We start from the raw sequence: 24847 nt of genomic DNA, 5'->3' as shown, positions 1-24847 counted from the left end.
CGGCGCAGTCTCGGTCAGGCGATCCCGAAAGGGGGCGTTTATACGAGTCTGGCGTGGGTGATCACTAAGCTGCCACGCCAAACCCCAGCCGGTCGATCGCAAGCTTCCTGGTCGACACATAATCGGTCTTGCCCGAACCGAGCACCGGGATTTCTTCGACCTTGACGATGTCGTTTGGCACCATCAGTTCGGCCGCTCCGGCCTTTTTGCCGAACTGTCGCAACTCCTCTGCGCTCGCATCGTCAGCGGTGGTGACCAGCACGATGCGCTCGCCGCGCCTCTTGTCCGGCACCGCCACCGCCGCGTGGCGTTCTTCCGGCCAAAGCGACTGCACCAGCATCTCGACCGCGCCCAGCGACACCATCTCGCCGGCGATCTTGGCGAAGCGCTTAGCGCGTCCGCGAATGCTGATGAAGCCTTCGCGGTCGACGGCGACGATGTCGCCCGTGTCGTGCCAGCCGGTCAGGGGCTGTAGCTCGCCGGGGCGATCCGCGGTCATGTAGCCCATCATCATGTTCGGTCCTTCGAGCCACAACTGGCCGGCATCATTGATGCCTTCGACCGGCTCCAGCTTCATGCGGATGGCCGGCAGCAACCGCCCGACCGTGCCGTCGCGCCCATGGATCGCGGTGTTGACGGCAACCACGGGTGCGGCCTCGGTCAGTCCGAAGCCTTCGATGATCTCGGCCTGGAAGCGTTCGCGATAGACGCGGCGGGTATCCGGCTTCACCGCCTCGGCGCCGGCGACGACGAAGCGCAGGCTGGAGAAATCCCCGTCCTTGGCGGTGCGCGCATAGTTGGCGAGGAACGTGTCGGTGCCGAACATGATGGTCGGTTTCACCTTGCGCGCGATCTCGGGGATGATCTTGTAATGGAGAGGCGAGGGATAGAGGAACAGTTTTACCCCGGTGACCAGCGGCAGGATGGTGCCGCCCGTCAGGCCGAACGAATGGAACACCGGCAGCACGTTGAGCAGGGTGTCCGCCGGCGAGATGGTGATGCGCGCCTCGGCCTGCATGGCATTGGCGAGAAGGTTCTTTTGCGACAGGACGACCGCCTTCGGCGTGCCCTCGGAGCCCGAGGTGAACAGGATCACGCCCGGCTTGGCCGCATCCTGCCGCTGCAGCGGCAGGCGCCACAGCAAGGCGGCCGCAAGCTTGTCCAGCGTGGTGACGCTGGTCCGCAGATCCTCCAGCCACAGCAGCCTGGCGCCGCCCTTTTCGACCGCCGCGACGACATCGGCGAGATCGGCCTTCTCGACGAAGGCGCGTGAAGAGACGACGGTGCGGATGACGGCCGTGCGGACCGCCGCGGTGACGCTCGCCGGCCCGGCCGTGTAGTTGATCATCGCGGCCACTCGGCCCGCCGACAGAAGGCCGACGAACGACAATACGACGCCGTTGGCGTTGGGCAGCATCACTCCCACCGCTTCGCCCGGCGCCGTCACCGCCTCGAAGCGCCTGCCAAGCACGCGAGCGCCGATGAACATCTTGCGGTAGCTCAAGGCCCCCGAGATAACATCTTCGATGATGGTGTGCGAGGCGCCGACACGGTCAGCGGCATCGCGCATGGCCAGGAACAGGCCGCGATCGAGGTAGGTGCCGAAAAGCCGGGCCTCGGCGACGCGGTCGAACAGCGCATTGGTATTCGAGGCCTGGTCCGGGTTGCGCGCCACCAGTTCGGCGATCGTCATCGGCTCCAGAACACTGATCGACAGCCGTGGAAACCAGCGACGCGGTGCCTTGTCCCTAGGTGTCAGCGAGACCGGCAGGCTGCGTGCGCCGGCGACGAAAATCGGCACGATGCGGGCATCGGCCTGCATGGCTATGCGGGTGACGGCGCGAAACAGCCGAAACGTCTTGACGTCGGGCTCGACCGCGTCCGGCAGGTAGACGGCCAGCCGGCCCTTGCCCTTCAGCACGCGCACCAGCCGGCGGCTGACGAAGACATGTTCGGCGTTGAAGGCAATGGTGCGGCCAAGTTCGCGCCAGGGTTCGAGCCATGGCGAGCGCGCCGACACCTCGTCGAGTATGTGCAGCGTGTCGTCGGGCAGCAGCGACAGCATCAGCGCCGGCTCGAAGCGCGACTGGTGTGAGATGACATAGATGACCGGCACCTGCGCCTTGCGGGCGATCCTGATGCGACTGTCGCTGATCCGGTAGGCGAGCTTGAACGGCACGTAGAGCAGCGCCTGGGTGAAGCGCAGGCCGAGGCGGAATTTCTCCACCGCCCCGATCAGCAGCAAGGCCGCAACCAGACCCGCAAGCAGCGCCAGTGTCAGGATCATGCCGCGTCTCTCCCAACGATTTTCATTGCGGCTCTTGTACGGCCGCTTCCGGGGCAGAGCCTAGCGGAAGTCGGGGCAAGGTCAATGCGGAAGGGGCGCCCTCACACGGCCTTCAGCCGCCCGCTGATGAAACGGAACTCCTGCGTCTTGCCGCCATAGCCATAGGCGGCTGCCGGGACCTCGTGCACGAAAGCATAGCTTTCCTGGTGCGCGCCGCCCAGCAGGCGGCCAAAGGCGTCGAAGATCGCCTTGAGATAGGCTTCCAGTTCGAGCTTGGTGTTGGTGCCGTCGACCACCTTGATGTCGAGCCAGAATGTGTTGGTGCCGTGCTCGGCGAGCGACTTGCCGCCGGCGAACCAGTGCTGTGGGTCGAGATAGGAAACGGCAACCGCGGTGAGCGTCGGGTCCTTGCGCAGATGCGCGGCGGTGATCTCGGTTATTTCTCTGGCGATCTCGGCGGACAGGGTGGCGTCCGGCTTGCCGGTGACGCTGACATTGATGATGGGCATTTTTCTTCTCCTTTGTTTGACCGGCGTCGGTCGCCGTTGGAGAGACCGTGCCATCATTCCAGAATCAAAAAAATCGAATTGTTTTCAACTTAAGATTCGATAATATCGAATTATGGAAACACTCGATCCCGACCTGCTCAGAACCTTCCTTGCGTTCGTCGACAGCGGTTCGCTGGCGCAGGCGGCGGCCAATGTCGGCCGCTCACCGTCGGCGGTAACGGCCCAGATGCAGCGTCTGGAGGAGATTGTCGGCGAGCCGCTGCTGGCGCCGCAGGGCAGGGGTCGCGGCCTGACGCCCGCAGGCGAGGACCTCATAGGCCACGCCAGGCGCATTCTTGCGGTACATCGCGACGCTTGGCTCGCGCTGAAAGGCGCACGCGCTGCCGGGCGCGTCGCCATCGGCACGACACAGGATTTCGCCGATAGCGGCCTGCCGGACCTGTTGCGTGCATTCGCCACCAGCCATCCGCGCGTCAGGCTCGAACTGCGTGTCGGCCGCTCCGCCGAACTGGCGCAGGCGCTGCAGGCCGGTAGCCTCGATCTGGCGATCGTCATGCGGCGGACGGCGGCGCCGGACGAGGTCGGCGTGCTGCGCGAGCCGATGATATGGCTGTGTTCGAGCAAGGGGCTGGCCTCGCGGCAGGAAGAATTGCCGCTGGCGCTGCTCGATCCCTATTGCGGGTTTCGCGAGGCGGCACTCGCCGCGCTCGATGCCGCGGGCCGCCGCTATCGCATCGCCGCCGGCAGTGCCAGCCTGGCCGGCCTGCGCACCGCGGTGAATGCCGGCGTGGCGCTGACCTTGCGAACCCCCCGCTTTGCCCATTCCGGCATTGTCGAGGCGCCCCGCGAACTTGGCCTGCCGCCTGTTCCGATGGCTGAGTTCGCCATCCGGCTGCGCGTCGGCGCCGATGCGTCCGCGAACGATCTGGCGGCGTTGCTGGCTGCCAACCTGGCTCTCTCCGGATCGCCTGGTTGATTTCAGCGAGGCCGCATTCCGCTATCAGCCTGTTGGCAAGGAAAAGCCGACCTGCGGTCGAGCCGGTCTTCGCAAAGAAAAAGCCGACCTTTCGGTCGGGCCGGTCTTCGCAAAGAAAAAGCCGACCTTGCGGTCGGCTTGGAGGTAGGACGGGCCGAGGGGTTTGGGGGGACTTGGGGGGTGGCCCGTCGCACCAACAATGTCCGGGCAAGGTGATGGTTCCGTGACTTCCGAAATTTTTTAAGAAATATCTGACGACGCTTGCCGAGAGCGTGCCATCAGCCAGTCGCGGCCGGCGTGGGCAAAGACCGCGCAGAGCACGATCGCACCGCCGACCATGCTGGCCATCGGCGGTATTTCGGCCAGGAACAGAAATGCAAACAAGATCGCGAACGGAACTTCCGCCGAGCCGAGCAGGCCGGATTCAGGCGCCGGGATAAGCCGCGAGCCTTCCGTCCACAGGATGGAAGCCAGCGCGAAGGACGCGCCGAACGTGGCAAGCAGAACCGAGTCCCTTGCTGAGACCGCCAAGGGATCGGTGACGAACCAGCCGAGTATGAACAACAGGAAGGCCGAAACCGCGCCGGCCCACACCACGGGCGTGTCGCGGAAGGCGCGCACCATGATCATGTAGAGCGCACTGCCGGCCGTCATCAGCAGCGCCAGCCCGTCGCCGAACAGGTTGCCGGTGCCGAAACCCGACCACACCATGATGGCGACCCCGCACAGCGACACGGCCGCGGCCACCATCGTTTGCAGGCGGAAAGCCTCGCGCACCAGCATCCAGGCGAGTACGGCGGCAATGAAGGGCGAGGTCGCGTAGATCACCGCGACATTGGCGACGAAAGTAAACTTGAATGCCGAAATGAAGGCGATGCTGGCCAGCGCGCCTTCTACCGCCAGCAGCCAGCCGCGCCAGCCAAGCCGCAGCGGTTCGCGGTTGCCGGCACGGCGGCGGCGCCACAGCACGTAGAGGCTGATCAGGATCGCGCCGACAAAGCCGCGCCAGCAGGTGATCGTCAGCGGATCGGCATGGATCGACTTGGTCAGCACGCCGGTCAGGCCGAATACAGCCGCCGAGGATGACACGAGAATGATACCCAGCGTGCGCTCGGCGACAGTGTCGGTGGTGGCTGTCAGATCAGTCATGCCGCAAGACTACGCCACTCCATCCTGACATCGTAGCGTCAGCAATAACGAACATCAAAGCCGCTTGCGGAAATGCTCTCCGCCGACGATCAGCAGGCCGGCGGCGACGATAAGGGCAGCACCCAGAAAGACCTCGCGGCGCGGCACGTCGCCCCAGATCGCGAAGCCGAGCGCGAACGCCCACAACAGTGAGGTGTATTCGAGTGGCGCCAGGATCGATGCCGGCGTGCGCTTCATGCCTTCGAAGAGAAGATATTGCGCCAAGCCGCCGAGTGCACCGACGCCGGCAAGAAGCAGCAATTGCGTCGGGTCCGGCGTATGCCACCACAACAGGGCCGGCACCGCCGAAAACATCAGGAAATAGAAATTGTTGAGGAGCAGCTGGATCATCGAGCGCTCGGCAAGCGCGGTCTTGCGCAGGAGCACGATGGCGATGCCCCACAGGAAGGCCGCCGTCAGCACCAACAACACGGGTACCGACAGGCCGAGATGGGCGGGGTCGCAGGCGACGAAGACGCCGGCAAAGCCGATCAGAACGGCCAGCCAGCGCAGAACAGGCACCTTTTCGCCGAGCAGGGCCACCGAAAGTACGGTGACGATGATCGGGGCCGCGTAATAGACGGTGGTCAGTTCGGCGAGCTGCAGGCTGCGGGCGGCATTGTAATAGCAAAGCCATGCGGCAAGCGTGAAGGCACTGCGCACCAGCATCGGCCGCACGATCGGCGAGCACACCGTGTCGGCGAACAGCGCCCGCCCACCGATGGCCGCGCAGGCACCAAGAATGGTGATGCTGCGGAAAAACATGATCTGCCAGACGGTCATGCCGGTGACCAGCAGCTTGATCGAGGCATCCTGCGTCGAAAACAACAAGTAGGCGGCGCCGGTCAAAAAGATGCCGGCGAGAACCCTTTCGCGTGTGTCGAGAATGGCGATATCGGCCATAAGGCGTGCGCCTGCTTGAGTGAAGGCGGCTCCAGCCCCAGTCGGCTCCGCTCCTGCCAGCTATACGGGCGAAATCCCGCACGGCGCTGCTCCAGCGCCGTGCTTGCGTTTGGGACAGGGAACGGCGGCGCGAAATACAGCCTGTCCCGGATGCGGCTTCTGGCGCGGCACGGCTGATTGGTTTAGCATCGTCTCATAAAGCGGAAACCGAAGGGCAGGCGCGCAGACGCCGGGGAACGGACAGGGAGTTGGCGCTCAGCTCATGCCAGATGTAGCATGCGCAGGCGCGGCCTGACCGGCCGCCTCTGCCAGAGCGGATATTTCGGGGGAGAAGGCCGATGCAGAAACTGCAGTCGCAAGGCGTCCATCACATCACGCTGGTCGGTGCCGGCCGCCAGACCTCGATCGATTTCTGGGAAGGTGTGCTGGGCATGCCTTTCATCTTCGAGCAGCCCAACCTCGACAAGCCGACCGAAAGCCATCTGTATTTCGATCCGGGCGACGGCCGCCTGATCACCATCTTCACCGACGAGACCCGCACGGCCGAGAAGCGTCGCACCCCGACCGAGCCGGGCTGCGTTCATCACATCGCCTTTGCGGTGTCGCGCGTCACCTTCCTGCAGGCGGTCGCCCGGCTCGACGAGCGCGCCATCAAGCACAGCGGCGTCAAGGATCGCGGCTTCATGGATTCGATCTATTTCGAGGATCCGCTCGGCCTGCTGATCGAGCTTGCCTCCTACCGTTTCGAGCCGCCTGCCGGCTTCACCCATGCCGACGTCCTGACGGAGGCGCATAAGCTTCGCGTGTCGCGTGGCGACTATAACATCGCCGAAGTGCATCTGGCTGACGCCATCCAGGCGCTGGTGGAACGCGCGCGGGCGACATTGTCGGCCGACCGGGCACCCAAAAATCCATACTGAAGACTGAACAGGCAAGGGGAGGAATACGTGGCAAAGGCAGTGATGAAGAGCGCAAGGAAACCGGCGGCCAAACCAGCGTCAAAAGCCGCCGCGAAGCCGGCAGCGAAAGCAGCGGCCAAACCAGCGGCCAAGACGGCGTCGAAGGCAGCCGCCGGCAAGACCGCGGCCAAGGCCAAGGCGAGACCGGCAAAGAAACCGGCACTGACCATCAGCATGCTGAAGCCGAGCGTCAACAACATGACCGTTCGCGTCTTTGCCCGCGCCGCCGGGCTCGACCATGCCGAGACCGATGCGTGGGGACACACGCGCTCGCCGGAATACATGGCGCGCAATCCGGCCCATCTGACGCCGATGATCGAGGACAAGGGCCTGCCGCGCGGCGTGCTTTGGGAGAGCTGCGCCATCATGCAATATCTTTCCAACAAACATGGGTTGGAGAAATTCTACCCCAAGGCGCCAGCCAAGCGGGCGATGATAGACAGCGCCATGTTCTATCTGATCGGCACGCTCTATCCCTATGTGGCGCGCGCCACCTATCCGGCGCTCGGCTTCCCGCAATATGCCGGCGAGGTTGGTCACAGTGACGCCCACCCGGACAGGAAATCGGAGGCGCAGAAGGCGGCGGTCGCCGCCATTGCCGAACCGCTCGAGGTCTTCCATTCCTTCTTCCGCGACGGCAAGCCGTTCATCGGCGGCAAGACCCCGTCGATCGCTGACATCCGCCTGGCAGCGACCCTCGAGTTCCTCGCCGTCATCGACTATGCGTTGCCCAAATGGGCGAGCGAATACATGGCGGCAATGGAGAAGAAGCTCGGCAAGGCCTATGCCGGCCCTGCCGGCGACGTGCGCGGTTACATCGCCCATGTGAGGTCGCAGGCCAAGGCGTGATTCCAACCATCGATGGGCCATGAGCCGCGGAGGCGGCCGCAGGACTGATTTCACCGGTGGCGTCGCGGTTCCCCGCCAGCTTGAAGTTGGCGGGGCTTGCGTTAGTCTGGGCGCGGATGCAGTCGAATTTTTCTCTCGACCGGCTTGAACGTTGGAGCGGTGGCGTGGCCGCCGCGGCCCTGGCGGCAACGCCCGAAGACTTGTCGGCCCGCTTCAGCGCGGCGGCAAGCATGCTGCTTGGCTCGGATCGTGTCTATGTTGGATTCTATCGTCGCGATATAACGTCCGTGACCATCGACGATGCCGGACCCGATCGCTGGAACCGCGACTATGATGCACGCATCTATCGCCAGGATCCCTTCTTTCAGAGGTTCGCCAGCACCAGACAGGATTTCCTGCTGCCGTTGTCGGCTCTCAGCCACGCCGATTTCCAGGGCACTCCGTATTATCGCGAATTCTATGGGCCTTCCGGCAGCTTCGATGAAATAACCGGCGTGTTCAACCTCGACGGACTGACCGCCGGCTATGTGACCTTTCTGCGCCGCGACGGCGCGCCGCGTTTTGGCGAGCATGATCTGGCGGTGGCCGGCGCGGCGAGCAGCGCGACAAAGCTCATTCTGCAAAGGCTGCTTCATTTGTGCCGTCTTCGAGACAAGGGGCCCGCAATCGAAGCCGCAGGGTCGCAACTCAGCGGCCGGGAAAGGCAGATCGCACGGCTCTTGGTCGAGGGCGGCAGCGCCAAGACGATTTCGCGAAACCTGTCGATTTCACCCGGCACCGTGCGCAACCACATCAAGCAGGTCTACCGCAAGCTCGGCGTGCACTCCCAGGTCGAGTTGCTGGCCGCCGGCTGGGAGGCTCCGCGCGACTGACGTTTCGCCAGCTTCACTGTCCCGTCACCACGCGTGTCCACATGCGGTTTTGCAGTCGCAGCAACTTTGCGTCGTTGTTCTCGACCACGAACAGCCTGGCCTTCACGTCATCGGGCGGGAAAACGCCGGGATCCTTGGCGACGGCCTGATCCATCAGCGGCAGGGATTCCGGGATCGCATTGGCATAGGAAACATAACTGGAATTGGCCGCTGCGATATCGGGCCGCAAGTTGAAATCGATCCAGGCCTGGGCATTCTCCGGATGCGGCGCATCCTTCGGCACCGCCATCGTGTCGAAGTTTATCAGCGTGCCTTCCCTGGGAATGGAATAGGCAATTTCCAGCTTCTTCGCGGATTCCGCCGCACGGGTCTTGGCCTGCAATATGTCGCCCGACCACCCCAGCACGACACAGATGTCGCCATTCGCCAGGTCGTTGATGTATTTCGACGAGTGGAAGTAACGGATATAGGGCCGCACCTTGCCCATCAAGTCCTCGACCTTGGCGAGGTCGCCCGGACTGGTCGACCTGGGATCGATGTGGAGATAGTTCATAGCCATTGGAATGATCTCCGCCGGAGCATCGATCATGGCGACGCCGCAATCGGAGAATTTTTTGACGACGTCGACGTCGAAGACCATGGCGAAGGAATCTGTCGGCGCGTCCGGCATCCGTTGCTTGACGGCAGCGACATTGTAGCCGATGCCGTCCGTGACGGCCATGTAAGGCACGGCGTGCAGGTTCTGCGGATCCGCGCCCGCGATCAGCGACAAGGCTTGCGGATCGATTTTCGAGTGGTTTGAAAGCTTCGATCCGTCGAGCTGCAGGAAAACGCCCGCCTTCACCTGGTTCTTCAGGAACGGGAAGGCCGAGGGATAGACCACGTCATATCCCGAGCCGCCGGTGAGCAGCTTCGTCTCAAGGACCTCGTTGCCGTCATAGACATCGTAGCGGACCTTGATACCTGTCTCCTTCTCGAATTTCTCGGCCGTGTCCGGCGCGATATAGTCGGACCAGTTGTAGACGTTGACCACCTTCTCATCGTCCGCCCGAGCGACGCCGAAGCAGATGTCGCAGGCAAGCGCGACAGTCAGGATTGGGAAGGGCAGAGAGCGCATGGGTATCCTCCTTTCGCAGGTGCGGCGCACCGTTCCAATTTCAACTTCGGCACGCTTGCCGCTCAACGCCGTTGCGGCGCATAAACGGGTAAGGTGATACAGGCGACGTTGCCGCCGCCGAGCAGGATTTCGCGGGAGTTCTCGATGCCGACCACCTTGTGGTCGGGGAACAGCGTGGCCAGCTGCTGCTTTGCCTGCCGGTCGAGATCGCAGCCGAACTCCGGCACGACCACGACGCTGTTGCCTGGATAATAGTTGATGTAACTCGCCGCGATCCTGTTGCCGGCCGGCCGCGCCCAGGTCGAATCGACGCGGTCCACGCTCTCGCTCTCTTCCATCGTCGTCTCGATCGGCAGGGGATGATGCAGCCGATGCACCTCCAGGCTGCGGTCCCGCGCATCACGGGCCGAACGCAGCACCTCTTCGGCTTCGCGCACGATCTCATATTGCGGGTCGTCCCGGTCTTCGGTCCAGCTCAGCGCGACCACGCCAGGGCGCACGAAGCAGCAGAGGTCGTCGACATGGCCATCCGTCTCGTCGAAGGCAAAACCACGCGGCAGCCAGATGACGTGATCGACGCCGAGATAGTCGCCAAGCCGGCTTTCCACCTCAGCCTTGCCGAGATGGGCATTACGATTGCGATTGAGTAGGCACTGCTCGGTCGTGATGAGCGTACCTTGGCCATCGCATTGCAAACCACCACCTTCGGCGATCAGCGGCGCGCGGTAGCGATCCATTCTCTCGACCTCGAGTACTTTTTGTGCAGCGAGGTCGTCCAGATCCCAGGGCGAATAGAGGCCGCCGTCGAAACCGCCATAAGCGTTGAAGATCCAATCGACGCCGCGCACTTCGCCTCGATCATTGACGACGAAATTGGGGCCACTGTCGCGGAGCCAGGAATCGTTGGTGGACATCTCCACGACGCGCACATGGCTGGGCAATCGCGCTCTTGCGTTCTGCCACTGGCGGCTGGATGCCGCCACCGTCACCGGCTCGCTTTGTGCGATCGCGGCGGCGACGTTGGCGAATAGCTTCTGCGCCGGCTTGGCGCCCAGACGCCAGGTGTCCGGCCGTTCCGGCCAGATCAGCCAACAGCCTGATTTGGGTTCGAATTCGCCAGGGGCGCGAAACCCATCCTGTCTCGGTGTGGTCGAGAGCGTGTGTGACATTGTGAACTGCCGGAAAAATGGAACGACGAAACTTTCCCGGATCAGACGGTTTTGGGGCCTTGTCCGTCAATGTCCCATTTGGGATAGCTTGATCACTGCGCCAGCCACTGGACCTGCGTTCGGCTGGGGGCGAGCACCATTGGCGCCGGCCTTGGTTGCCCGCAAGTTCGATGCGCTATCGTTTACTGCGTCGCCTGATAAAGGTCCGAAGCGGCCTCTTTCAGCGCGCGCCGTCCGTCCGGCCTCAGATACATCATGTGCCCACCTTCAACGACGTCGAGGCGGATCGGCCTGGCGCCGGCGAGCGACGGGATCTGGCTGATCAGATAACGCGACGCCAGGTAGGGAGTGACGAGATCGGTGTAGCCGTTGACGATGACGACGCCCAGGGAAGGATTCAAGGACCGCGCCCGTTGCAAATCGTCCATCACGCCGGCATAGCCTTGGCGCGAGGCGCTCGTGCCATAGTCCCAGTTATGGCTGATATCGCCGTTCAGCAAGCGGTAGCTGATGTCGGTGCGAAAGTTCAGCTCATCGCGCGCGTAGCCGACAAAGGCCGAGGTCAGCGCCGGCACACTGCGGTCCAGCACCGGATCGGGACCGGCGATGCGGGGGCTCTGGGGAGCGATGTCCGCCGTCGCGATCATGCCGTCATAGGGGCTGAGCACCTTGCCCGTGGCACGGGCAAACTCCCTTGCGAAGAGCGAGGTCGGGACGCGGGCGAAGTTGCGGTGAACGAGGTCGGGCGGCAGACCGGTGATCTCGGCGACGCGATCGCTCGCCAGCCGCCCCCCTTGCTCCAGCCCACTGCTGAGCGCGGTGAGGTACTCGCCAAGTGCATAATGCTCGATCCCGGCGAGCTTTTCCCGCAGTGTATCGCCGCTGACACCCTCGCTGTGCAGGCGGACCGCCGCGAGCGAGGGGAGTTCGAGAGCCCAATGAAGCGGCTCGAATTCGTCGGGCTGGACGAGGGTGAATTCCAGCGCCGGCGAGATCAGCACGATGCCGCTCGGGCTGATGCCGATATCTTCCTGCAGCGTCCTGGCAAGCAGCGCCGCCCGGAACCCCCCATAGCTCTCACCGGCGAGGAACAGCGGAGATCCCGTGCGGCCGTTTTGCGCGAGATAGAGCCGGATGAAGGCGCCGATCGAACTGGCGTCCTGGCTGACGCCCCAGAAGTCGTGCGTATCTTGGCCAGGCGCCTCGCGACTGTAGCCGGTTCCCACCGGGTCAACGAAGACGAGATCGGTCATGTCGAGCCAGCTGTCGGGATTGTCGATGAGCTTTTGCGGCGACGGGAGGAATTCCCCGTCGGCTCCGGTCGCCACGATGCGCGGTCCGAGCGCGCCGAGATGCAGATAGGCTGAAGCGGCACCCGGGCCGCCGTTGAACACGAAGGTGATTGGCCGCGGCGCTTCCGTCGCGACGCTCTCCCGCGGTTTCAGCGTATAGGCAACATAGAATATCTCCGCCGTGACCTCGCCCTTGCCGGAGAGCAGCGGAAGCGTGCCGGCCTTTGCCTGGTACTGCAGACTGCGCCCGGCAATGGTGATCGAATGGTCGGTGATCCCGGGCGAGGGCAGCAGCGACAGCACGCCGCCCGCGGGCGCCGACCGCTCTGGCGTTTCGGCCAAGAGTGGCTGCACGAAGCTGGCAAGCAGGAAGAGGACAAGGGGGACGAGTTTCAGCTTGGAATGCATGAGGCCTCCGCGGGAACGACTCCCGCATAGGTATGGCCGAGGCGAATGAAGTCAAAAAAGAATAGGGATGGCGAGCCCTCTGCTGTCCCGCCGACACCAGTTACTGATAGCTCGGGTCGCCCTGCTCGGATTGGCTCACACGTCTTGCACGACCGTGCTATCAAGGCAGAAAGCCGTTCGAAAGGAACGAAAATGGACGCAACCGAGCTCAAGGCCATCCAGGCGCCGCTGAAGCAGGCCTACCGCGACGACGCCGCGCAAGCACTGATCACGCTGAGGGCGAAGGGCTCGATCGACGAACAGTCGGTGGCCTGCAAGGTCGAGACGGGCAGGGCGTTGGCATTCGCCGGCCTGCATCCGGCAACAGGCGGTTCGGGGCTCGAACTGTGCTCCGGCGACATGCTGCTCGAGGCGTTGGTGGCGTGCGCCGGGGTGACGTTGAAAGCGGTGGCGACGGCACTCGAATTCAAGCTCGGCGCCGCGACCGTTGAGGCCGAAGGCGACCTTGATTTTCGCGGCACGCTCGGCGTCGCCAGGGACGCGCCGGTAGGCTTTCGCGCCATCCGGCTCAATTTCGATCTCGACACGGATGAGCCGCAGGAGCGGATCGATTCGCTGCTGAAGCTGACCGAGCGCTATTGCGTGGTGTTCCAGACCATCAACCAGAAGCCTGACCTGACGGTGAGCGCGCGGTGATGAATCACAAGGCCCGCGGCGGAGGCCGCGGGCCTTGTGATTCCTGATGCTTACTGAGCTGACGGTGCTTCGGCGTCGCCTTCGTCGGTGAAGGGCGAGGCGCTCGGCACGCACTGCACGGACCAGCCGGCGGGTGTCGGCTGCTTCTGATACTCGGTGATGGCGGCGGTGCATTGTTCGCGCTTGTCGAAGGTGCTGGGCAGCACGACCATGCCGCCCTGCGGGCCGGCGATTACCAGATACCAGACCAATGCTGCGGTCGTAGCCATGGAGTTTTCCTTGTCTGCCCAGCAGGGCGCTTGGTGTGGGAGTCGTCCAATGCTAACAACTCCTCGGAAATGACGAAAGCATGACCACCGCCTTAGATCACAGGCGCGTCATGATTCGGCAGGTTTTCGGGCCGGGCGTGTTGCAACCGCCACAATTCAATCGGTCGCAAAGCAATGGAACATCGAGAACGGTGCGGTCGTGATGACACATCATGGCCGCCTCTTCGGCACCGTCAAAGGCTCGAGTTTTATTCCGGTTGCCGGTAGGCGACGAAGCGGTTGTGCTTGGCCTGGAAGATCAGCCCGGTCTCTTTAAGGTCCGGGCTGGCCAGCGGCACGATGCGTTTGGCGATCTCGGAGGGGTGCGGCAACGTCTCGGGATCTTCACCGGGCACGGCTTGCGCGCGCATCGCGGTGCGGGTGGCGCCGGGGTCGGCGGCATTGACGCGCAGCGGCAGGTTTTGCGTCTCATGCGCCCAGGAGCGCATCATGGTCTCCACTGCCGCCTTCGATGCAGCGTAAGGCCCCCAGAAGGCGCGCGCCGAATGCGCGACGTTCGAAGACAGAATAATCGCCCGGCCGGCATCCGAAAGCCGCAGCAGCGGGTCGACGGAGCGGATCAGCCGCCAGGTCGAGGTGACGTTGATGGTCATCACCTTTTCGAAGGTCTTGGCCTCGACATGGCCGATCGGCGAGATGACGCCGAGCACGCCGGCATTGGCGACGAGGATGTCGAGCTTGCCCCAGCGCTCATGGATGGCGCCGCCCAGCCGGTCGATGCCGGCCATGTCTGCGAGATCGAGCGGGACCAGCGTCGCCTGGCCGCCGGCCGCCTTGATCTGGTCGTCGAGCTCTTCCAGTCCACCGACGGTGCGGGCAACCGCGATGACGTGCGCACCGGCGGCCGCCAGTTCCCTGGCGATGAAATAGCCGATGCCGCGCGAGGCGCCGGTGACGACCGCAACGCGGCCGGTAAGATCGAGGGTCATGCGATGGCTTCCGGAAATCTAACTAGCGCTGGTGACGGTCCGGCAATCCTACGCCCCGCTCGTCGCCAGCAGCGACAGCGTGCGCACATTGTCGTGGCCTTCGAAGTCGAGCAGGCGGGTCGGGTACTGGCCGGTGAAGCACGCATCGCAGAACTGCGGCTGTTCGTCGTCGCGGCTGGCCTCGCCGACGGCTCGGTAGAGCCCGTTGATCGACAGGAAGCCGAGCGAATCGACGCGGATGAACTCGGCCATTTCTTCCACCGACATGCGCGATGCCAGCAGCTTCGACTTCTCCGGCGTGTCGACGCCGTAGAAGCACGACGCGCTGGTCGGCGGCGAGGCGATGCGCATGTGCACTTCCTTGGCGCCGGCGTCGCGCACCATCTGCACGATCTTCTGGCTGGTGGTGCCGCGCACGATGGAATCGTCGACCAGCACCACGCGCTTGCCCTCGATCATGCGGCGATTGGCGTTGTGCTTGAGCTTGACGCCCATGTGGCGGATCGAATCGCCGGGCTGGATGAAGGTGCGGCCGACATAGTGGTTGCGGATGATGCCGAGTTCGAAGGGAATGCCCGCCGCCTGGCTGAAGCCGATTGCCGCCGGCGTGCCCGAGTCCGGCACCGGCACGACGATGTCGGCCTCGACCGGATTCTCCTGCGCCAGTTCGGCGCCGATGCGCTTGCGCACCTCATAGACATTGCGGCCCTCGACCGAAGAGTCGGGCCGGGCAAAATAGACATATTCGAAGATGCAGAAGCGGGTCTTCTGCGGTTCGAACGGGAACAGGCTCTCGATGCCCTTGGAAGTGACGACGACCATCTCGCCGGGCTTCAGGTCGCGCACGAAACGGGCGCCGATGATGTCGAGCGCGCAGGTCTCGGAGGCCAGGATCCAGGCGCCGTCGAGATCGCCCAGCACCAGCGGGCGGATGCCGAGCGGATCGCGGCAGCCGATCATCTTCTTGGCCGTCATCGCCACCAGCGAGAAGGCGCCCTCGACCTGACGCACGGCATCGATGAAGCGCGAATTGAGGTCGCGCTCCTTGCTGGTCGCGACCAGATGCAAAAGCGTCTCGGTGTCGGAGGTGGAGGAGAAGATCGCGCCCTGCTTCTGCAAGGCCCGTTGCACGGTCATCGCGTTGGTGAGGTTGCCGTTGTGGGCGACGGCGAAGCCGCCATCGGCCAATTCGGCGAAGAAGGGCTGGATGTTGCGCATGCCGGCGCCGCCAGTGGTGGCGTAACGCGTGTGGCCGATCGCGCGGTTGCCTTGCAGGCTATCGATGACGCGTTGCTTGGTGAAGGTGTCGCCGATCAGGCCGACATGGCGTTCGACATGGAACTGGGTGCCGTCGTAGGAGACGATGCCGGCCGCTTCCTGGCCGCGATGCTGCAGCGCATGCAGGCCGAGTGTGACGATGGCTGCCGCATCCTGCCGGCCAAAGATGCCGAAGACGCCGCATTCGTCATGGAAATGATCGTCAGCCTCAGCGGAAAGCACGTCGTCTGCGTCTGCCATTTTAAGCTCCGCTAAAATCGCCATATAAGGCTGTCGCGCGTCGAAAGCAACGCACTGCGTGCGATCGTTCACATGGATCGACCGTCCGACGCCCAGTTTGCTGCCTCAGTTCGCCGGCGCCGGCGCCGGATTGGCTGGAGCCGGGGCGTTGTCGGCCGGCGCCGTTTCGTTGTCGTCAGGCGCCGGCGCATTGGCATCGTCACCCGTTGCCGGCGTATCCGCCGCTGGCGCATCCGGGGCAGCCGGGGTTTCGGCGCCTGTTTTCGGGCTGAGCTTCTTGAGGATTGCGTTCTCGGTGTCGGCGGGCAGCAGACTCTCAATCTTGGCGCCGATCTGTTCCAGTAGCGGCCGCGACTTGGCTTCCGTCACCCAGGCCGGGGCCTTGGCGCCGGCCAGCCAGTTGAAGAACAGCAGCGCCACAGCGACGACCAGGATGCCGCGCGCGGCGCCGTAGAGGAAGCCGAGCGTGCGGTCGAGCGCGCCGATGCGCGAATCGATGATCCAGTCGGCGAGCTTCATGGTGATGACCGAGACGACGATCAGCGCGATGATGAAGACCACGCCGGCGGCAGCCGCCATGGCGATCTTCTCATTGTCGATATAGGGCTTCAGGTAGGGCAGGACCGGTTTGTAGAAGAAGAAGGCCGCCGCCGCTGCCGCCGCCCACGAAACGACCGAAAGCACCTCGCGTGAAAAGCCGCGAACCATGGCGAGCATCGCCGAGACCAGGGTGAAGCCGACGAGAATTCCGTCAAGCAGCGTAATCGGCATGTCTTTGGCCCCACTCCGATCTCATCTTCACGGCTCGGCGAGCCGCGTCATTCTTCATCGTCGGCACGGCTGCGCCGTGAGCCGGCTATGCGCGCCACGAGGTCGGCAAGCTCGGTGGGCTGGAAAGCGCCGGCCCCGATCCCCCCAGCAAGTTCCTCGCTGCCCAAGGGCAGAACCGCGCTACCAAAACCCAGCTTTTCGGCTTCCTTGAGGCGCTGCTGCGCATGCGCAACCGGCCTCACCGCGCCCGAAAGGCTGATTTCGCCGAAATAGACGCAATCGGCGGGAAGGGCAAGGCCGGTGAGCGACGAAACCAGTGCGGCGGCGACCGCGAGATCGGCCGCCGGCTCGCTGATGCGATAGCCACCGGCGACGTTGAGATAGACGTCATGCTGCCCGAAACGGACACCGCAATGCGCCTCCAGCACCGCCAGCACCATCGACAGCCGCGCGCCGTCCCAGCCGACCACCGCCCGGCGCGGCGTGCCGAGCGAGGAGGGTGCGACCAATGCCTGGATCTCGACCAGAACGGGCCTTGTGCCTTCCATGCCGGCGAAAACCGCCGCTCCCGGCGATTTCGCGTGCCGTTCGCCAAGAAAAAGTTCGGACGGGTTGGAGACCTCGCGCAGACCCTTGTCCGACATTTCGAAGACGCCGATCTCGTCCGTCGGTCCGAAGCGGTTCTTCACCGTGCGCAGGATGCGGAAGTGGTGGCCGCCTTCGCCCTCGAAATAGAGCACGCCGTCGACCATGTGCTCGACCACGCGCGGACCCGCGATCTGGCCTTCCTTGGTGACGTGGCCGACCAGCACGATCGCGGCACCCGTGGATTTCGCATAGCGGATCATCGCCTGGGCGGCGGCGCGTACCTGGGTCACCGTGCCCGGCGCCGAATCGGCAAGATCCGTCCACAGCGTCTGGATCGAATCGAGGATGACCAGATCCGGCCGCTTGCCGTCGGCGATCGTGGCGAGGATATCCTCGACATTGGTCTCGGCCGCCAGTTCCACGGGCGACGACGCGACGCCGAGCCTCTGCGCACGCAACCTGATCTGGGCAACCGCCTCTTCGCCCGAGACATAGACGATGCGATGGCCCTTGGAGGCAAGAGCGGCCGCCGCCTGTGTGAGCAGCGTCGACTTGCCGATGCCGGGATCGCCGCCGACCAGAAGTGCAGAGCCGCGCACGAAACCGCCACCGGTGGCGCGGTCGAGTTCGCCGATGCCCGAGACGATGCGCGGTGCGTCCTCGATGTCGCCCGAAAGCGTGGTCAGCACCACGGCCCGGCCCTTGCGGGCATTGCGCGTGTTGGCCGGCCCCGAACCGATGCCTCCTGATGTGCCTTCCTCGACCAGCGTGTTCCACTCGCCGCAGGCGTCGCATTTGCCGGCCCAGCGCTGGTGCACCGAACCGCAATTCTGGCAGATGAACTGGACGCGGGATTTGGCCACGCTTCTACCTTCCAGTCCGCCTGCGGGCGCCGCGATCCTTCGGGCGCCGTAGAGCGCCTTGCTTCCGTATTTCTGTTGCGACCGCTGGCAAGAGGCTACTCAAACCTCTCCGCGATGTGGTGCTCTTCCGCAAGATCCGAGAAGCGGGTGAACTCGCCGTGGAAGGCAAGCGTGACCGTGCCCGTCGGCCCGTGGCGTTGCTTGGCCACGATCACCTCGGCCTTGCCGCGCATCTCGTTCATCTCGTTTTCCCACTTGACGTATTCCTCGGTGCCGAGCTTCGGCTCGCGGTTCTTGAGGTAATATTCCTCGCGGTAGACGAAGATGACGACGTCGGCGTCCTGCTCGATCGAACCAGATTCGCGCAGATCGGAGAGCTGCGGGCGCTTGTCGTCCCGGCTTTCGACCTGACGCGAGAGCTGCGACAGCGCGATGATCGGCACGGTCAGTTCCTTGGCCAGTGCTTTCAGGCCCGTGGTGATCTCGGTGATTTCCTGCACGCGGTTCTGCGAGGACTTGGCAGATGAGCCCTGCATCAGCTGGATATAGTCGATGACGATCAGGTCGAGGCCACGCTGGCGCTTCAGGCGACGCGCGCGGGCAGACAACTGAGCAATGGAAATACCGCCGGTCTGGTCGATGAACAGCGGGATCTTCTGCATGGTCTGCGAACAGGCGACCAGTTTTTCGAAATCCATTTCGCTGATTTCGCCGCGGCGGATCTTCGATGAGGAGATTTCCGTCTGTTCGGAAATGATACGGGTCGCGAGCTGTTCGGACGACATTTCGAGCGAGAAAAACCCGACGACGCCGCCATTGGCCGCCTTGAACGAGCCGTCGGCTTGTTGTGCCGGCACATAGGCCTCGGCGACGTTGAAGGCGATGTTGGTGGCGAGCGAGGTTTTGCCCATGCCCGGACGGCCGGCAAGCACGATCAGATCGGAGGGCTGCAGGCCGCCCATGCGGCGGTCGAGATCGCGCATGCCGGTGGCGAGGCCCGACAGACCGCCGTCGCGCATATAGGCGGCATTGGCCATGTCGACCGCAGTCTTGACCGCGTCGGTGAAGCTCTCGAAGCCGCCGTCATAGCGCCCGGTTTCGGCCAGTTCGAACAGGCGGCGCTCGGCGTCCTCGATCTGTTCGGAAGGCGACATGTCGACAGGTGCGTCATAGGCGATGTTGACCATGTCCTCGCCGACCGTGATCAACGCCCGGCGCGTCGCCAGGTCATAGATGGCGCGGCCGTAATCGGTGGCGTTGACGACGGTGACGGCTTCCACCGCCAGCCGCACGACATATTGCGCCACCGTCATGTCGCCGACCTTTTCGTCGGCCGGCAGGAAGGTCTTCAGCGTGATCGGCGTCGCCGCCTTGCCCATGCGGATCAACTCGGCTGCGACGTCGAAGATCTTGCGGTGCAGGGGTTCGTGGAAATGGCCGGACTTCAGGAAGTCGGACACTCGGTAGAAGGCATCGTTGTTGACGAGGATGGCGCCAAGCAGCGCCTGCTCGGCCTCGATGTTGTTGGGCGATTCGCGATAGAGCGGTTGCTCCGCGACGCCGAATTTTCGCGCTGCCTCTGCCATGATGTCCCCGATTTAAATCCCGGCCTTTGGATATCAGAACTGGACAAGTCGGTGCTGACTTATCTGCAACAGCCCGTGTCGAAGCGACTTTGATACTCGCGATTCACAGCCAAAATTTTTCCGTGGAAAGAATCGCAATTGACTCGAATCGAGGGTTGCGAGTTTAGCGTTTCTCGAAAGAGAACAAAACAGGAAACTGGAGCTACGGTGGACACCGGTTTGCAGAGCGAGCGTATTAGTTTCATCTCACGCCAGCGTATCGCCCCAGTCCAGTCGCCGCGCCACCTTGAAGGCCTCGCCGTCGCGTTTGGTGAAGAGCTTTTCGTCGGCGCTGCCGTCTGCCTCGCAGAGTTTCAGCGCAATCTTGCCGGAGCCTGACTTCGGCGGCGCGATCACCCGTGCGGCGCGGGAGGCTGCCGGCTGGCGCGAAGCGGCGACATAGATGAATTTCTCGTCCTCCCACGGTACCTCCGCCTCTTTGGCTAGCCGGTGCAGGCGCGAGCGGGCGACGCGGCGGGAAAAGTGGCACCAGTCGGGCGGATTGAGCGGGCAGGGTGCTTCGTGCGGACAAGGCGCCAGCACATGCGCGCCGGCATCGATCAACTGCTGGCGCACCGCCAGAATTCGCAGCCAGCCCGCCGGCGTGCCCGGCTCGACGACCAGCAACGTGTCGGTCGTGAGTTGCCACAGCCGGTCGACCATTTTGGGCAGGGATGCCGGCACGATCTCGTCCAGCACATAGGCACATGTGACGAGATCGGCCGGTTGCAGGTCGCCAAGGTCTGTCGTGACATCGCCGGCCCGCCAGACGGTCCGGGCCGCGATTGCATTGGCGGCAAGCGTCTCGCCGATCTTGCGCACCGCGGCACTCGCCTCCAGCAATGTGGCCAATTCCAGTTCGGGCCAGAGGCCGCTGGTGGCCCAAAGTACCGTACCAGGGCCGGCGCCAACGTCGAGCAAGGTCGCGGGCGTGAAATCCGGCCGGGCTTCGGCGAGCGCATCGAGGCTGGCGCGGACCGCCGCATAGGTCGCAGGCATCCGTGTCGTCAGATAGGCTTTGACCGCCATGTCCTGCGCCATGTGCAGGCGGCCGTCGCGCAGTTCGGCGCGGTAGCGGTCGGACAGGATTTTCGCGGCCTGCTTCAGGTCCGGCAGCGGCACCCTTTCCAAAATACGATCGACAGCCTGTCGAAGTGTGGCCGGCAGTTCCACGGCCTATGCCCCTCTCGGCGCAAGCAGGATGATCGAGGCGCCGGCCATGCAGAGCGCCGCGCCGGCAAGGTCCCAGCGATCGGGCCGCACACCCTCAACCAGCCACAACCAGGCGAGCGAGGCAGCGATGTAGATACCGCCATAAGCGGCATAGGCGCGGCCGGCCGCACTGATGTCGACCAATGCCAGAAGCCAGGCGAACACAAGCAGCGAGGCAAAGCCCGGCAGCAGCCAGAGCGGCGACTTCTCCAGCCGCCACCACGCCCACACCGAAAAGCAGCCGGCGATCTCGGCCAGCGCCGCGGCTGTGTAGAGGAGATAGGTCATGAAAAAAGCCTCGCGACGATTCACGAGGCCTTTTTCGGGGCAGGAGCCTGCAATGGCAAGCGCCAATAATGCGTCCTGACAGCGCCGTTCCTATTCCGCCACCTTGCGTCGGCGGGCGGCCTTGGCGGGCTTCTCGACCGGAGCCGCCTCGCGATGGCCCATATCTTCACGGTGCGCCATGTCGCGCATTTCCAGCGCCTTTTCGCATTTGGCCATATAGTCGCGCGCCACCGGCAGCGTGTCGTTCTTCTTGGCGATCTGAAACTGGAAAATCACCAGGTCCTGCCAACGGAAGGCGGCTTCCGAGGCGGCCAGATAGAACTCCCACATGCGGCAGAAGCGTTCGTCATAGATAGCCTTGGCCTTGTCGCGGTTGGCGGCGAAGCGCTGGCCCCAGTGCTTCAGCGTGTCGGCATAGTGGAGCCTCAGGATCTCGACGTCGGTGACAACGAGGCCGGATTTCTCGATCGCCGGCAGCACCTCTGACATCGCCGGGATGTAGCCGCCCGGGAAAATATACTTGCGGATGAAGGCGCTGGTCGCCCACGGCACGCCGGAACGGCCGATCGTGTGCAGAAGCATGACGCCGTCAGGTTTGAGCAATGTCGCCGCCTTGTCGAAGAAGGTGCGGTAATGGTTGACGCCGACATGCTCGAACATGCCGACCGAGACGATGCGGTCGAAGCGTTCGTTGAGTTCGCGATAATCCTTCAGTTCGAAATGGACGTGGTTTTCCAGCCCTTGCGCGTGCGCCCGGTCGGTGGCGACGCCATGCTGTTCGGTCGACAGCGTCACGCCCTGCACGTCGACGTCGAAAGCCTTGGCGAGATACAGGCCGAGCCCGCCCCAGCCGGAGCCGATGTCGAGCACCGTCTGGCCGGCCTTCAGCCGGAGCTTGGCGGCGATATGGCGCTTCTTGGCTGCCTGAGCCTCGTCCAGCGTCATGTCCGGTTGCTCGAAATAGGCGCAGGAATACTGCATGTCCTCATCGAGGAAGAGCCGGTAGAGTTCGCCCGATAGATCGTAGTGACGCTGCACGTTGCGGCGCGAGCGCGAGGCGGTGTTGATCTGCTGCAGGCGGCGGAAGGCATGGCGCAGGCCCTCGATCGCCTTCGACCAGGTGGCGTCGATACCGCCGCTGCCCATGTTCTGGAAGGCAATGCGCATCAGTCCGAGCACGCCGCCTTCAAGAATGTCGAGCTCGCCGTCCATGTAGGATTCTGGCACCGCCAGCATCGGATCGAAGGCGATGGCGCGCTCGGCATGCCGGGTCTTGATGTGCATATGCACCGGCTCGCCGCTGCCGTCGCCGAAGACGAATGTCGAGCCTTTCGGCCCGGTTACACTGAGACTGCCCGTGCGCACCAGGCGGTCGAGAACGCGCTTCAACAGAATATTCATGGTCCGATGTCCCCTCACGGTCAGACAGACTGTCCTACTCTGCATCAATATATAGGGTTTCGAAAAGTTCCTTTTGGCACAAAAATGCCCGGGCGAGAGGCCCGGGCATTGGTCCAGAAATGGCTGGAGAGCGGGTCCGAGGACCTGTGCGATCAGGCGTTTTCTTCGCCGCCTTCGAACTCGGCGTTCGGATCGAAGAAGTTTTCCGGCCGCGCATTGTCGTTGATGTCTTCGCCGTAAATGGCTTCGGCAGTGGTCAGCGTCTCGCCCTTGGCCTGGCGTTCGGCCTCGTCGGCCGTGCGGGCGATGTTGAGCGTGATGGTGACTTCGACTTCCGGATGCAGCGCGATCGCCACATTGGTGAGGCCGATGGTCTTGATCGGCTGGTTGAGCTGGATCTGGTTGCGGTTGACCGTGAAGCCTTCCGCGATCAGCAGGTCGGCGATGTCGCGGGTCGACACCGAACCGTAGAGCTGGCCGGTCTCACCGGCCGAACGCACCGCGATGAAGCTTTTGCCGTCGAGCTTTTCGGCGACCTGGGTCGCTTCCGACTTGCGCTCGAGGTTGCGGGCCTCGAGCTGGGCGCGCTGGCCTTCGAACTTCTTCTTGTTGGCTTCGTTGGCGCGCAACGCCTTGCCTTGCGGCAGCAGGAAGTTGCGGGCAAAACCGTCCTTGACCTTGACGGTATCGCCCATCTGGCCGAGGCGGGAAACGCGTTCGAGAAGAATGACGTCCATGGCTATGTTCCTTTTGGTTGGGCGTCCGTCCACAAGGCCGACGCCGAATTCTCTGGAACAGGTCAGGAAGCAAAGGGCGTTGCCGCCGGTGTCGCTGTCCTGCCTGTCGCGGCAGTTAGAGGTTTTTGACCTCAACTCGGGATTTGATGCCTAACCGGCCATGCCCGTCATGGCCGGTGATAACGAACGGGCGGCGAACCGCCCGTTCGGAAGAATTAGCGAACCACGTAGGGCAGCAGGCCGAGGAAACGGGCGCGCTTGATCGCCTTGGCGAGCTCGCGCTGCTTCTTCTGGCTGACGGCGGTGATGCGCGACGGCACGATCTTGCCGCGCTCGGAAATGTAGCGCTGCAGCAGACGCACGTCCTTGTAGTCGATCTTCGGTGCGTTGGCGCCGGAGAACGGGCAGGTCTTGCGGCGGCGATGGAAAGGGCGCCGGGTGGGGATCTGGTTGATGTCGACCATTATTCTGCACCCCCTTCAAAACCTTCGCGCGGACGGCGCGGACCACGGTCGCCGCCTTCGCGATCGCCGAACGAACGCGGGCCACGATCGCCGCGGTCCCCGAAGCTGCGCGCCGGACGATCACCACGGTCGCGATCGCCGAAGCCACCGCGCTCGGAGCGCTCTTCGCGCTTCTGCATCATGGCCGAAGGGCCTTCCTCATGCGCCTCGACCTTGATGGTCAGGAAACGCAGCACGTCCTCGGACAGGCCCATCTGGCGCTCCATCTCGTTGAGCGCTGCCGGCGGGCAGGTAAGGTCCATCAGCGTGTAGTATGCCTTCCGGTTCTTGTTGACCCGGTAGGTGAGGGACTTCAGTCCCCAGTTCTCGACCCGGCCGACGGACCCGCCATTTGCTGAGATGACGCCCTTGTACTGTTCGACAAGCGCATCGACCTGCTGCTGCGAGAGGTCCTGCCGGGCAAGAAACACATGTTCGTAAAGAGCCATTATGTATCAGTGCCTTTCTTCGTTTCTCTCCCGGTTCCCGGCGGCAAAAGCCTCTGCAACTTCTCTGACCCGCATGTGCCTCGAAAGGCGCGGGGAAGAAAGGAGCATGACGAGACGGTCGAGAGCGGAGACACGGGAGGCGGAAGCGCTTCTGGCTTCACACGAAAGGTTCTCGAAAAAACCTCCGGCCCTCCGTTCAGCCCCCAGCTGGGACCGGCAGATTGGCCGCGTCTTTACAGCAATCCGCTGATAAAGCAAGGGCAAGCGGCGTCCCCGATGTCGCAGCCACCGGAAAATCGAGTAGCGGCGCCGGCAAGGCCTGGCGATTTTCCCGGCAACCGGCGCTTAACCACAATATCAGCTTGCGCCGTGTTGAGTCCGGCCGTCAACGGTCGATTCATCACGCAGC

The 24847-nt window shown here is 63.7% G+C and carries 24 protein-coding genes; 5 read left to right on the top strand and 19 right to left on the bottom strand.

What is annotated here, in order from left to right; genetic code table 11:
* Positions 1–64: 64 nt before the first annotated feature.
* Both LB536_RS06475 and LB536_RS06470 read right to left on the bottom strand, forming a co-directional pair.
* Positions 65–2287 carry an AMP-binding protein gene (locus LB536_RS06475; protein ID WP_224590517.1) on the bottom strand — a complete coding sequence of 741 codons (2223 nt, stop codon included), beginning with the start codon at positions 2285–2287 and terminating at the stop codon, positions 65–67.
* Positions 2288–2388: 101 nt separating this feature from the next.
* Positions 2389–2796, bottom strand: a complete 408-nt coding sequence (locus LB536_RS06470) for a tautomerase family protein (protein WP_224590516.1) — start codon at positions 2794–2796, stop codon at positions 2389–2391.
* A 112-nt stretch (positions 2797–2908) separates the two neighbouring features.
* Between LB536_RS06470 and LB536_RS06465 the strand changes: the two genes are divergently transcribed.
* Positions 2909–3772: a LysR substrate-binding domain-containing protein gene (locus LB536_RS06465; RefSeq protein ID WP_224590515.1), complete on the top strand. Its 864-nt coding sequence runs from the start codon at positions 2909–2911 to the stop codon at positions 3770–3772.
* 240 nt (positions 3773–4012) lie between these two features.
* Here LB536_RS06465 and LB536_RS06460 read toward each other — a convergent pair whose 3' ends face one another.
* Both LB536_RS06460 and LB536_RS06455 read right to left on the bottom strand, forming a co-directional pair.
* A complete protein-coding gene (locus tag LB536_RS06460; protein WP_224590514.1) occupies positions 4013–4921 on the bottom strand; it encodes a DMT family transporter in 909 nt (302 codons plus the stop codon).
* A gap of 54 nt (positions 4922–4975) precedes the next feature.
* A complete protein-coding gene (locus tag LB536_RS06455) occupies positions 4976–5863 on the bottom strand; it encodes a DMT family transporter (protein ID WP_224590513.1) in 888 nt (295 codons plus the stop codon).
* Positions 5864–6201: 338 nt separating this feature from the next.
* Between LB536_RS06455 and LB536_RS06450 the strand changes: the two genes are divergently transcribed.
* From LB536_RS06450 to LB536_RS06440, 3 genes are all read left to right on the top strand, one after another.
* Positions 6202–6783 (top strand): VOC family protein, encoded by a 582-nt coding sequence (locus LB536_RS06450; RefSeq protein WP_224590512.1) that lies wholly within the window; start codon positions 6202–6204, stop codon positions 6781–6783.
* A 27-nt stretch (positions 6784–6810) separates the two neighbouring features.
* Complete coding sequence (locus LB536_RS06445) at positions 6811–7671, top strand: glutathione S-transferase family protein (RefSeq protein ID WP_224590511.1); 861 nt, start codon at positions 6811–6813, stop codon at positions 7669–7671.
* Positions 7672–7835: 164 nt separating this feature from the next.
* The gene (locus LB536_RS06440; RefSeq protein WP_224590510.1) at positions 7836–8543 is read left to right on the top strand and encodes a response regulator transcription factor; all 708 of its coding nucleotides are present in this window, start codon (positions 7836–7838) and stop codon (positions 8541–8543) included.
* Positions 8544–8556: 13 nt separating this feature from the next.
* Here LB536_RS06440 and LB536_RS06435 read toward each other — a convergent pair whose 3' ends face one another.
* From LB536_RS06435 to LB536_RS06425, 3 genes are all read right to left on the bottom strand, one after another.
* Positions 8557–9660, bottom strand: a complete 1104-nt coding sequence (locus LB536_RS06435) for a polyamine ABC transporter substrate-binding protein (RefSeq protein ID WP_224590509.1) — start codon at positions 9658–9660, stop codon at positions 8557–8559.
* 62 nt (positions 9661–9722) lie between these two features.
* Entirely contained in the window at positions 9723–10829 is a 1107-nt protein-coding gene (gene aguA / locus LB536_RS06430; RefSeq protein WP_224590508.1) for an agmatine deiminase, read from the bottom strand.
* 182 nt (positions 10830–11011) lie between these two features.
* A complete protein-coding gene (locus LB536_RS06425) occupies positions 11012–12529 on the bottom strand; it encodes a S10 family peptidase (protein WP_224590507.1) in 1518 nt (505 codons plus the stop codon).
* A gap of 192 nt (positions 12530–12721) precedes the next feature.
* Between LB536_RS06425 and LB536_RS06420 the strand changes: the two genes are divergently transcribed.
* Positions 12722–13225 (top strand): OsmC family protein, encoded by a 504-nt coding sequence (locus LB536_RS06420; protein ID WP_224590506.1) that lies wholly within the window; start codon positions 12722–12724, stop codon positions 13223–13225.
* Between the two features lie 50 nt (positions 13226–13275).
* On the opposite strand, the gene LB536_RS06415 is transcribed toward LB536_RS06420, so the two are convergent.
* From LB536_RS06415 to rpsF, 12 genes are all read right to left on the bottom strand, one after another.
* On the bottom strand, positions 13276–13494 hold the full coding sequence (locus LB536_RS06415; protein ID WP_140765447.1) for a hypothetical protein: 219 nt from the start codon (positions 13492–13494) through the stop codon (positions 13276–13278).
* A gap of 248 nt (positions 13495–13742) precedes the next feature.
* Entirely contained in the window at positions 13743–14483 is a 741-nt protein-coding gene (locus tag LB536_RS06410) for an SDR family NAD(P)-dependent oxidoreductase (protein ID WP_140765445.1), read from the bottom strand.
* Between the two features lie 48 nt (positions 14484–14531).
* Positions 14532–16001: an amidophosphoribosyltransferase gene (gene purF, locus LB536_RS06405; protein ID WP_140765443.1), complete on the bottom strand. Its 1470-nt coding sequence runs from the start codon at positions 15999–16001 to the stop codon at positions 14532–14534.
* Between the two features lie 105 nt (positions 16002–16106).
* A complete protein-coding gene (locus LB536_RS06400) occupies positions 16107–16772 on the bottom strand; it encodes a CvpA family protein (RefSeq protein WP_224590505.1) in 666 nt (221 codons plus the stop codon).
* Positions 16773–16819: 47 nt separating this feature from the next.
* Entirely contained in the window at positions 16820–18223 is a 1404-nt protein-coding gene (gene radA, locus LB536_RS06395; protein WP_140812534.1) for a DNA repair protein RadA, read from the bottom strand.
* Between the two features lie 95 nt (positions 18224–18318).
* Entirely contained in the window at positions 18319–19809 is a 1491-nt protein-coding gene (locus LB536_RS06390) for a replicative DNA helicase (protein ID WP_127871426.1), read from the bottom strand.
* Positions 19810–20055: 246 nt separating this feature from the next.
* Positions 20056–21021 carry a small ribosomal subunit Rsm22 family protein gene (locus tag LB536_RS06385; RefSeq protein WP_224590504.1) on the bottom strand — a complete coding sequence of 322 codons (966 nt, stop codon included), beginning with the start codon at positions 21019–21021 and terminating at the stop codon, positions 20056–20058.
* 3 nt (positions 21022–21024) lie between these two features.
* Entirely contained in the window at positions 21025–21348 is a 324-nt protein-coding gene (locus LB536_RS06380; protein WP_140509840.1) for a YnfA family protein, read from the bottom strand.
* A 90-nt stretch (positions 21349–21438) separates the two neighbouring features.
* Positions 21439–22749 (bottom strand): SAM-dependent methyltransferase, encoded by a 1311-nt coding sequence (locus LB536_RS06375; RefSeq protein ID WP_140812535.1) that lies wholly within the window; start codon positions 22747–22749, stop codon positions 21439–21441.
* A gap of 152 nt (positions 22750–22901) precedes the next feature.
* Positions 22902–23486: a 50S ribosomal protein L9 gene (rplI, locus tag LB536_RS06370; RefSeq protein ID WP_140765429.1), complete on the bottom strand. Its 585-nt coding sequence runs from the start codon at positions 23484–23486 to the stop codon at positions 22902–22904.
* A 215-nt stretch (positions 23487–23701) separates the two neighbouring features.
* On the bottom strand, positions 23702–23950 hold the full coding sequence (gene rpsR / locus LB536_RS06365) for a 30S ribosomal protein S18 (protein ID WP_006203718.1): 249 nt from the start codon (positions 23948–23950) through the stop codon (positions 23702–23704).
* Positions 23950–24438: a 30S ribosomal protein S6 gene (gene rpsF, locus LB536_RS06360; protein ID WP_015318508.1), complete on the bottom strand. Its 489-nt coding sequence runs from the start codon at positions 24436–24438 to the stop codon at positions 23950–23952. The genes rpsR and rpsF overlap by 1 nt, the downstream gene beginning before the upstream one ends.
* Between the last annotated feature and the right edge of the window lie 409 nt (positions 24439–24847).

The sequence above is a fragment of the Mesorhizobium sp. ES1-3 genome (assembly GCF_020164795.1).
Lineage (GTDB): Bacteria > Pseudomonadota > Alphaproteobacteria > Rhizobiales > Rhizobiaceae > Mesorhizobium.
The sequence above is the reverse complement of the archived record's forward strand: the minus strand, read 5'-3'. Positions and strand labels throughout refer to the sequence as shown.

What these genes read in the sequence shown, in the direction of transcription:
- LB536_RS06425 (WP_224590507.1), bottom strand. Translation starts at nt 12,529, where the DNA reads ATGCATTCCAAGCTGAAACTCGTCCCCCTTGTCCTCTTCCTGCTTGCC.
- LB536_RS06380 (WP_140509840.1), bottom strand. Translation starts at nt 21,348, where the DNA reads ATGACCTATCTCCTCTACACAGCCGCGGCGCTGGCCGAGATCGCCGGC.
- purF (WP_140765443.1), bottom strand. Translation starts at nt 16,001, where the DNA reads ATGGCAGACGCAGACGACGTGCTTTCCGCTGAGGCTGACGATCATTTC.
- LB536_RS06420 (WP_224590506.1), top strand. Translation starts at nt 12,722, where the DNA reads ATGGACGCAACCGAGCTCAAGGCCATCCAGGCGCCGCTGAAGCAGGCC.
- LB536_RS06415 (WP_140765447.1), bottom strand. Translation starts at nt 13,494, where the DNA reads ATGGCTACGACCGCAGCATTGGTCTGGTATCTGGTAATCGCCGGCCCG.
- LB536_RS06465 (WP_224590515.1), top strand. Translation starts at nt 2,909, where the DNA reads ATGGAAACACTCGATCCCGACCTGCTCAGAACCTTCCTTGCGTTCGTC.
- LB536_RS06375 (WP_140812535.1), bottom strand. Translation starts at nt 22,749, where the DNA reads ATGAATATTCTGTTGAAGCGCGTTCTCGACCGCCTGGTGCGCACGGGC.
- rplI (WP_140765429.1), bottom strand. Translation starts at nt 23,486, where the DNA reads ATGGACGTCATTCTTCTCGAACGCGTTTCCCGCCTCGGCCAGATGGGC.
- LB536_RS06435 (WP_224590509.1), bottom strand. Translation starts at nt 9,660, where the DNA reads ATGCGCTCTCTGCCCTTCCCAATCCTGACTGTCGCGCTTGCCTGCGAC.
- LB536_RS06450 (WP_224590512.1), top strand. Translation starts at nt 6,202, where the DNA reads ATGCAGAAACTGCAGTCGCAAGGCGTCCATCACATCACGCTGGTCGGT.
- rpsF (WP_015318508.1), bottom strand. Translation starts at nt 24,438, where the DNA reads ATGGCTCTTTACGAACATGTGTTTCTTGCCCGGCAGGACCTCTCGCAG.
- LB536_RS06410 (WP_140765445.1), bottom strand. Translation starts at nt 14,483, where the DNA reads ATGACCCTCGATCTTACCGGCCGCGTTGCGGTCGTCACCGGCGCCTCG.
- rpsR (WP_006203718.1), bottom strand. Translation starts at nt 23,950, where the DNA reads ATGGTCGACATCAACCAGATCCCCACCCGGCGCCCTTTCCATCGCCGC.
- LB536_RS06460 (WP_224590514.1), bottom strand. Translation starts at nt 4,921, where the DNA reads ATGACTGATCTGACAGCCACCACCGACACTGTCGCCGAGCGCACGCTG.
- LB536_RS06475 (WP_224590517.1), bottom strand. Translation starts at nt 2,287, where the DNA reads ATGATCCTGACACTGGCGCTGCTTGCGGGTCTGGTTGCGGCCTTGCTG.
- LB536_RS06455 (WP_224590513.1), bottom strand. Translation starts at nt 5,863, where the DNA reads ATGGCCGATATCGCCATTCTCGACACACGCGAAAGGGTTCTCGCCGGC.
- LB536_RS06400 (WP_224590505.1), bottom strand. Translation starts at nt 16,772, where the DNA reads ATGCCGATTACGCTGCTTGACGGAATTCTCGTCGGCTTCACCCTGGTC.
- LB536_RS06390 (WP_127871426.1), bottom strand. Translation starts at nt 19,809, where the DNA reads ATGGCAGAGGCAGCGCGAAAATTCGGCGTCGCGGAGCAACCGCTCTAT.
- LB536_RS06470 (WP_224590516.1), bottom strand. Translation starts at nt 2,796, where the DNA reads ATGCCCATCATCAATGTCAGCGTCACCGGCAAGCCGGACGCCACCCTG.
- aguA (WP_224590508.1), bottom strand. Translation starts at nt 10,829, where the DNA reads ATGTCACACACGCTCTCGACCACACCGAGACAGGATGGGTTTCGCGCC.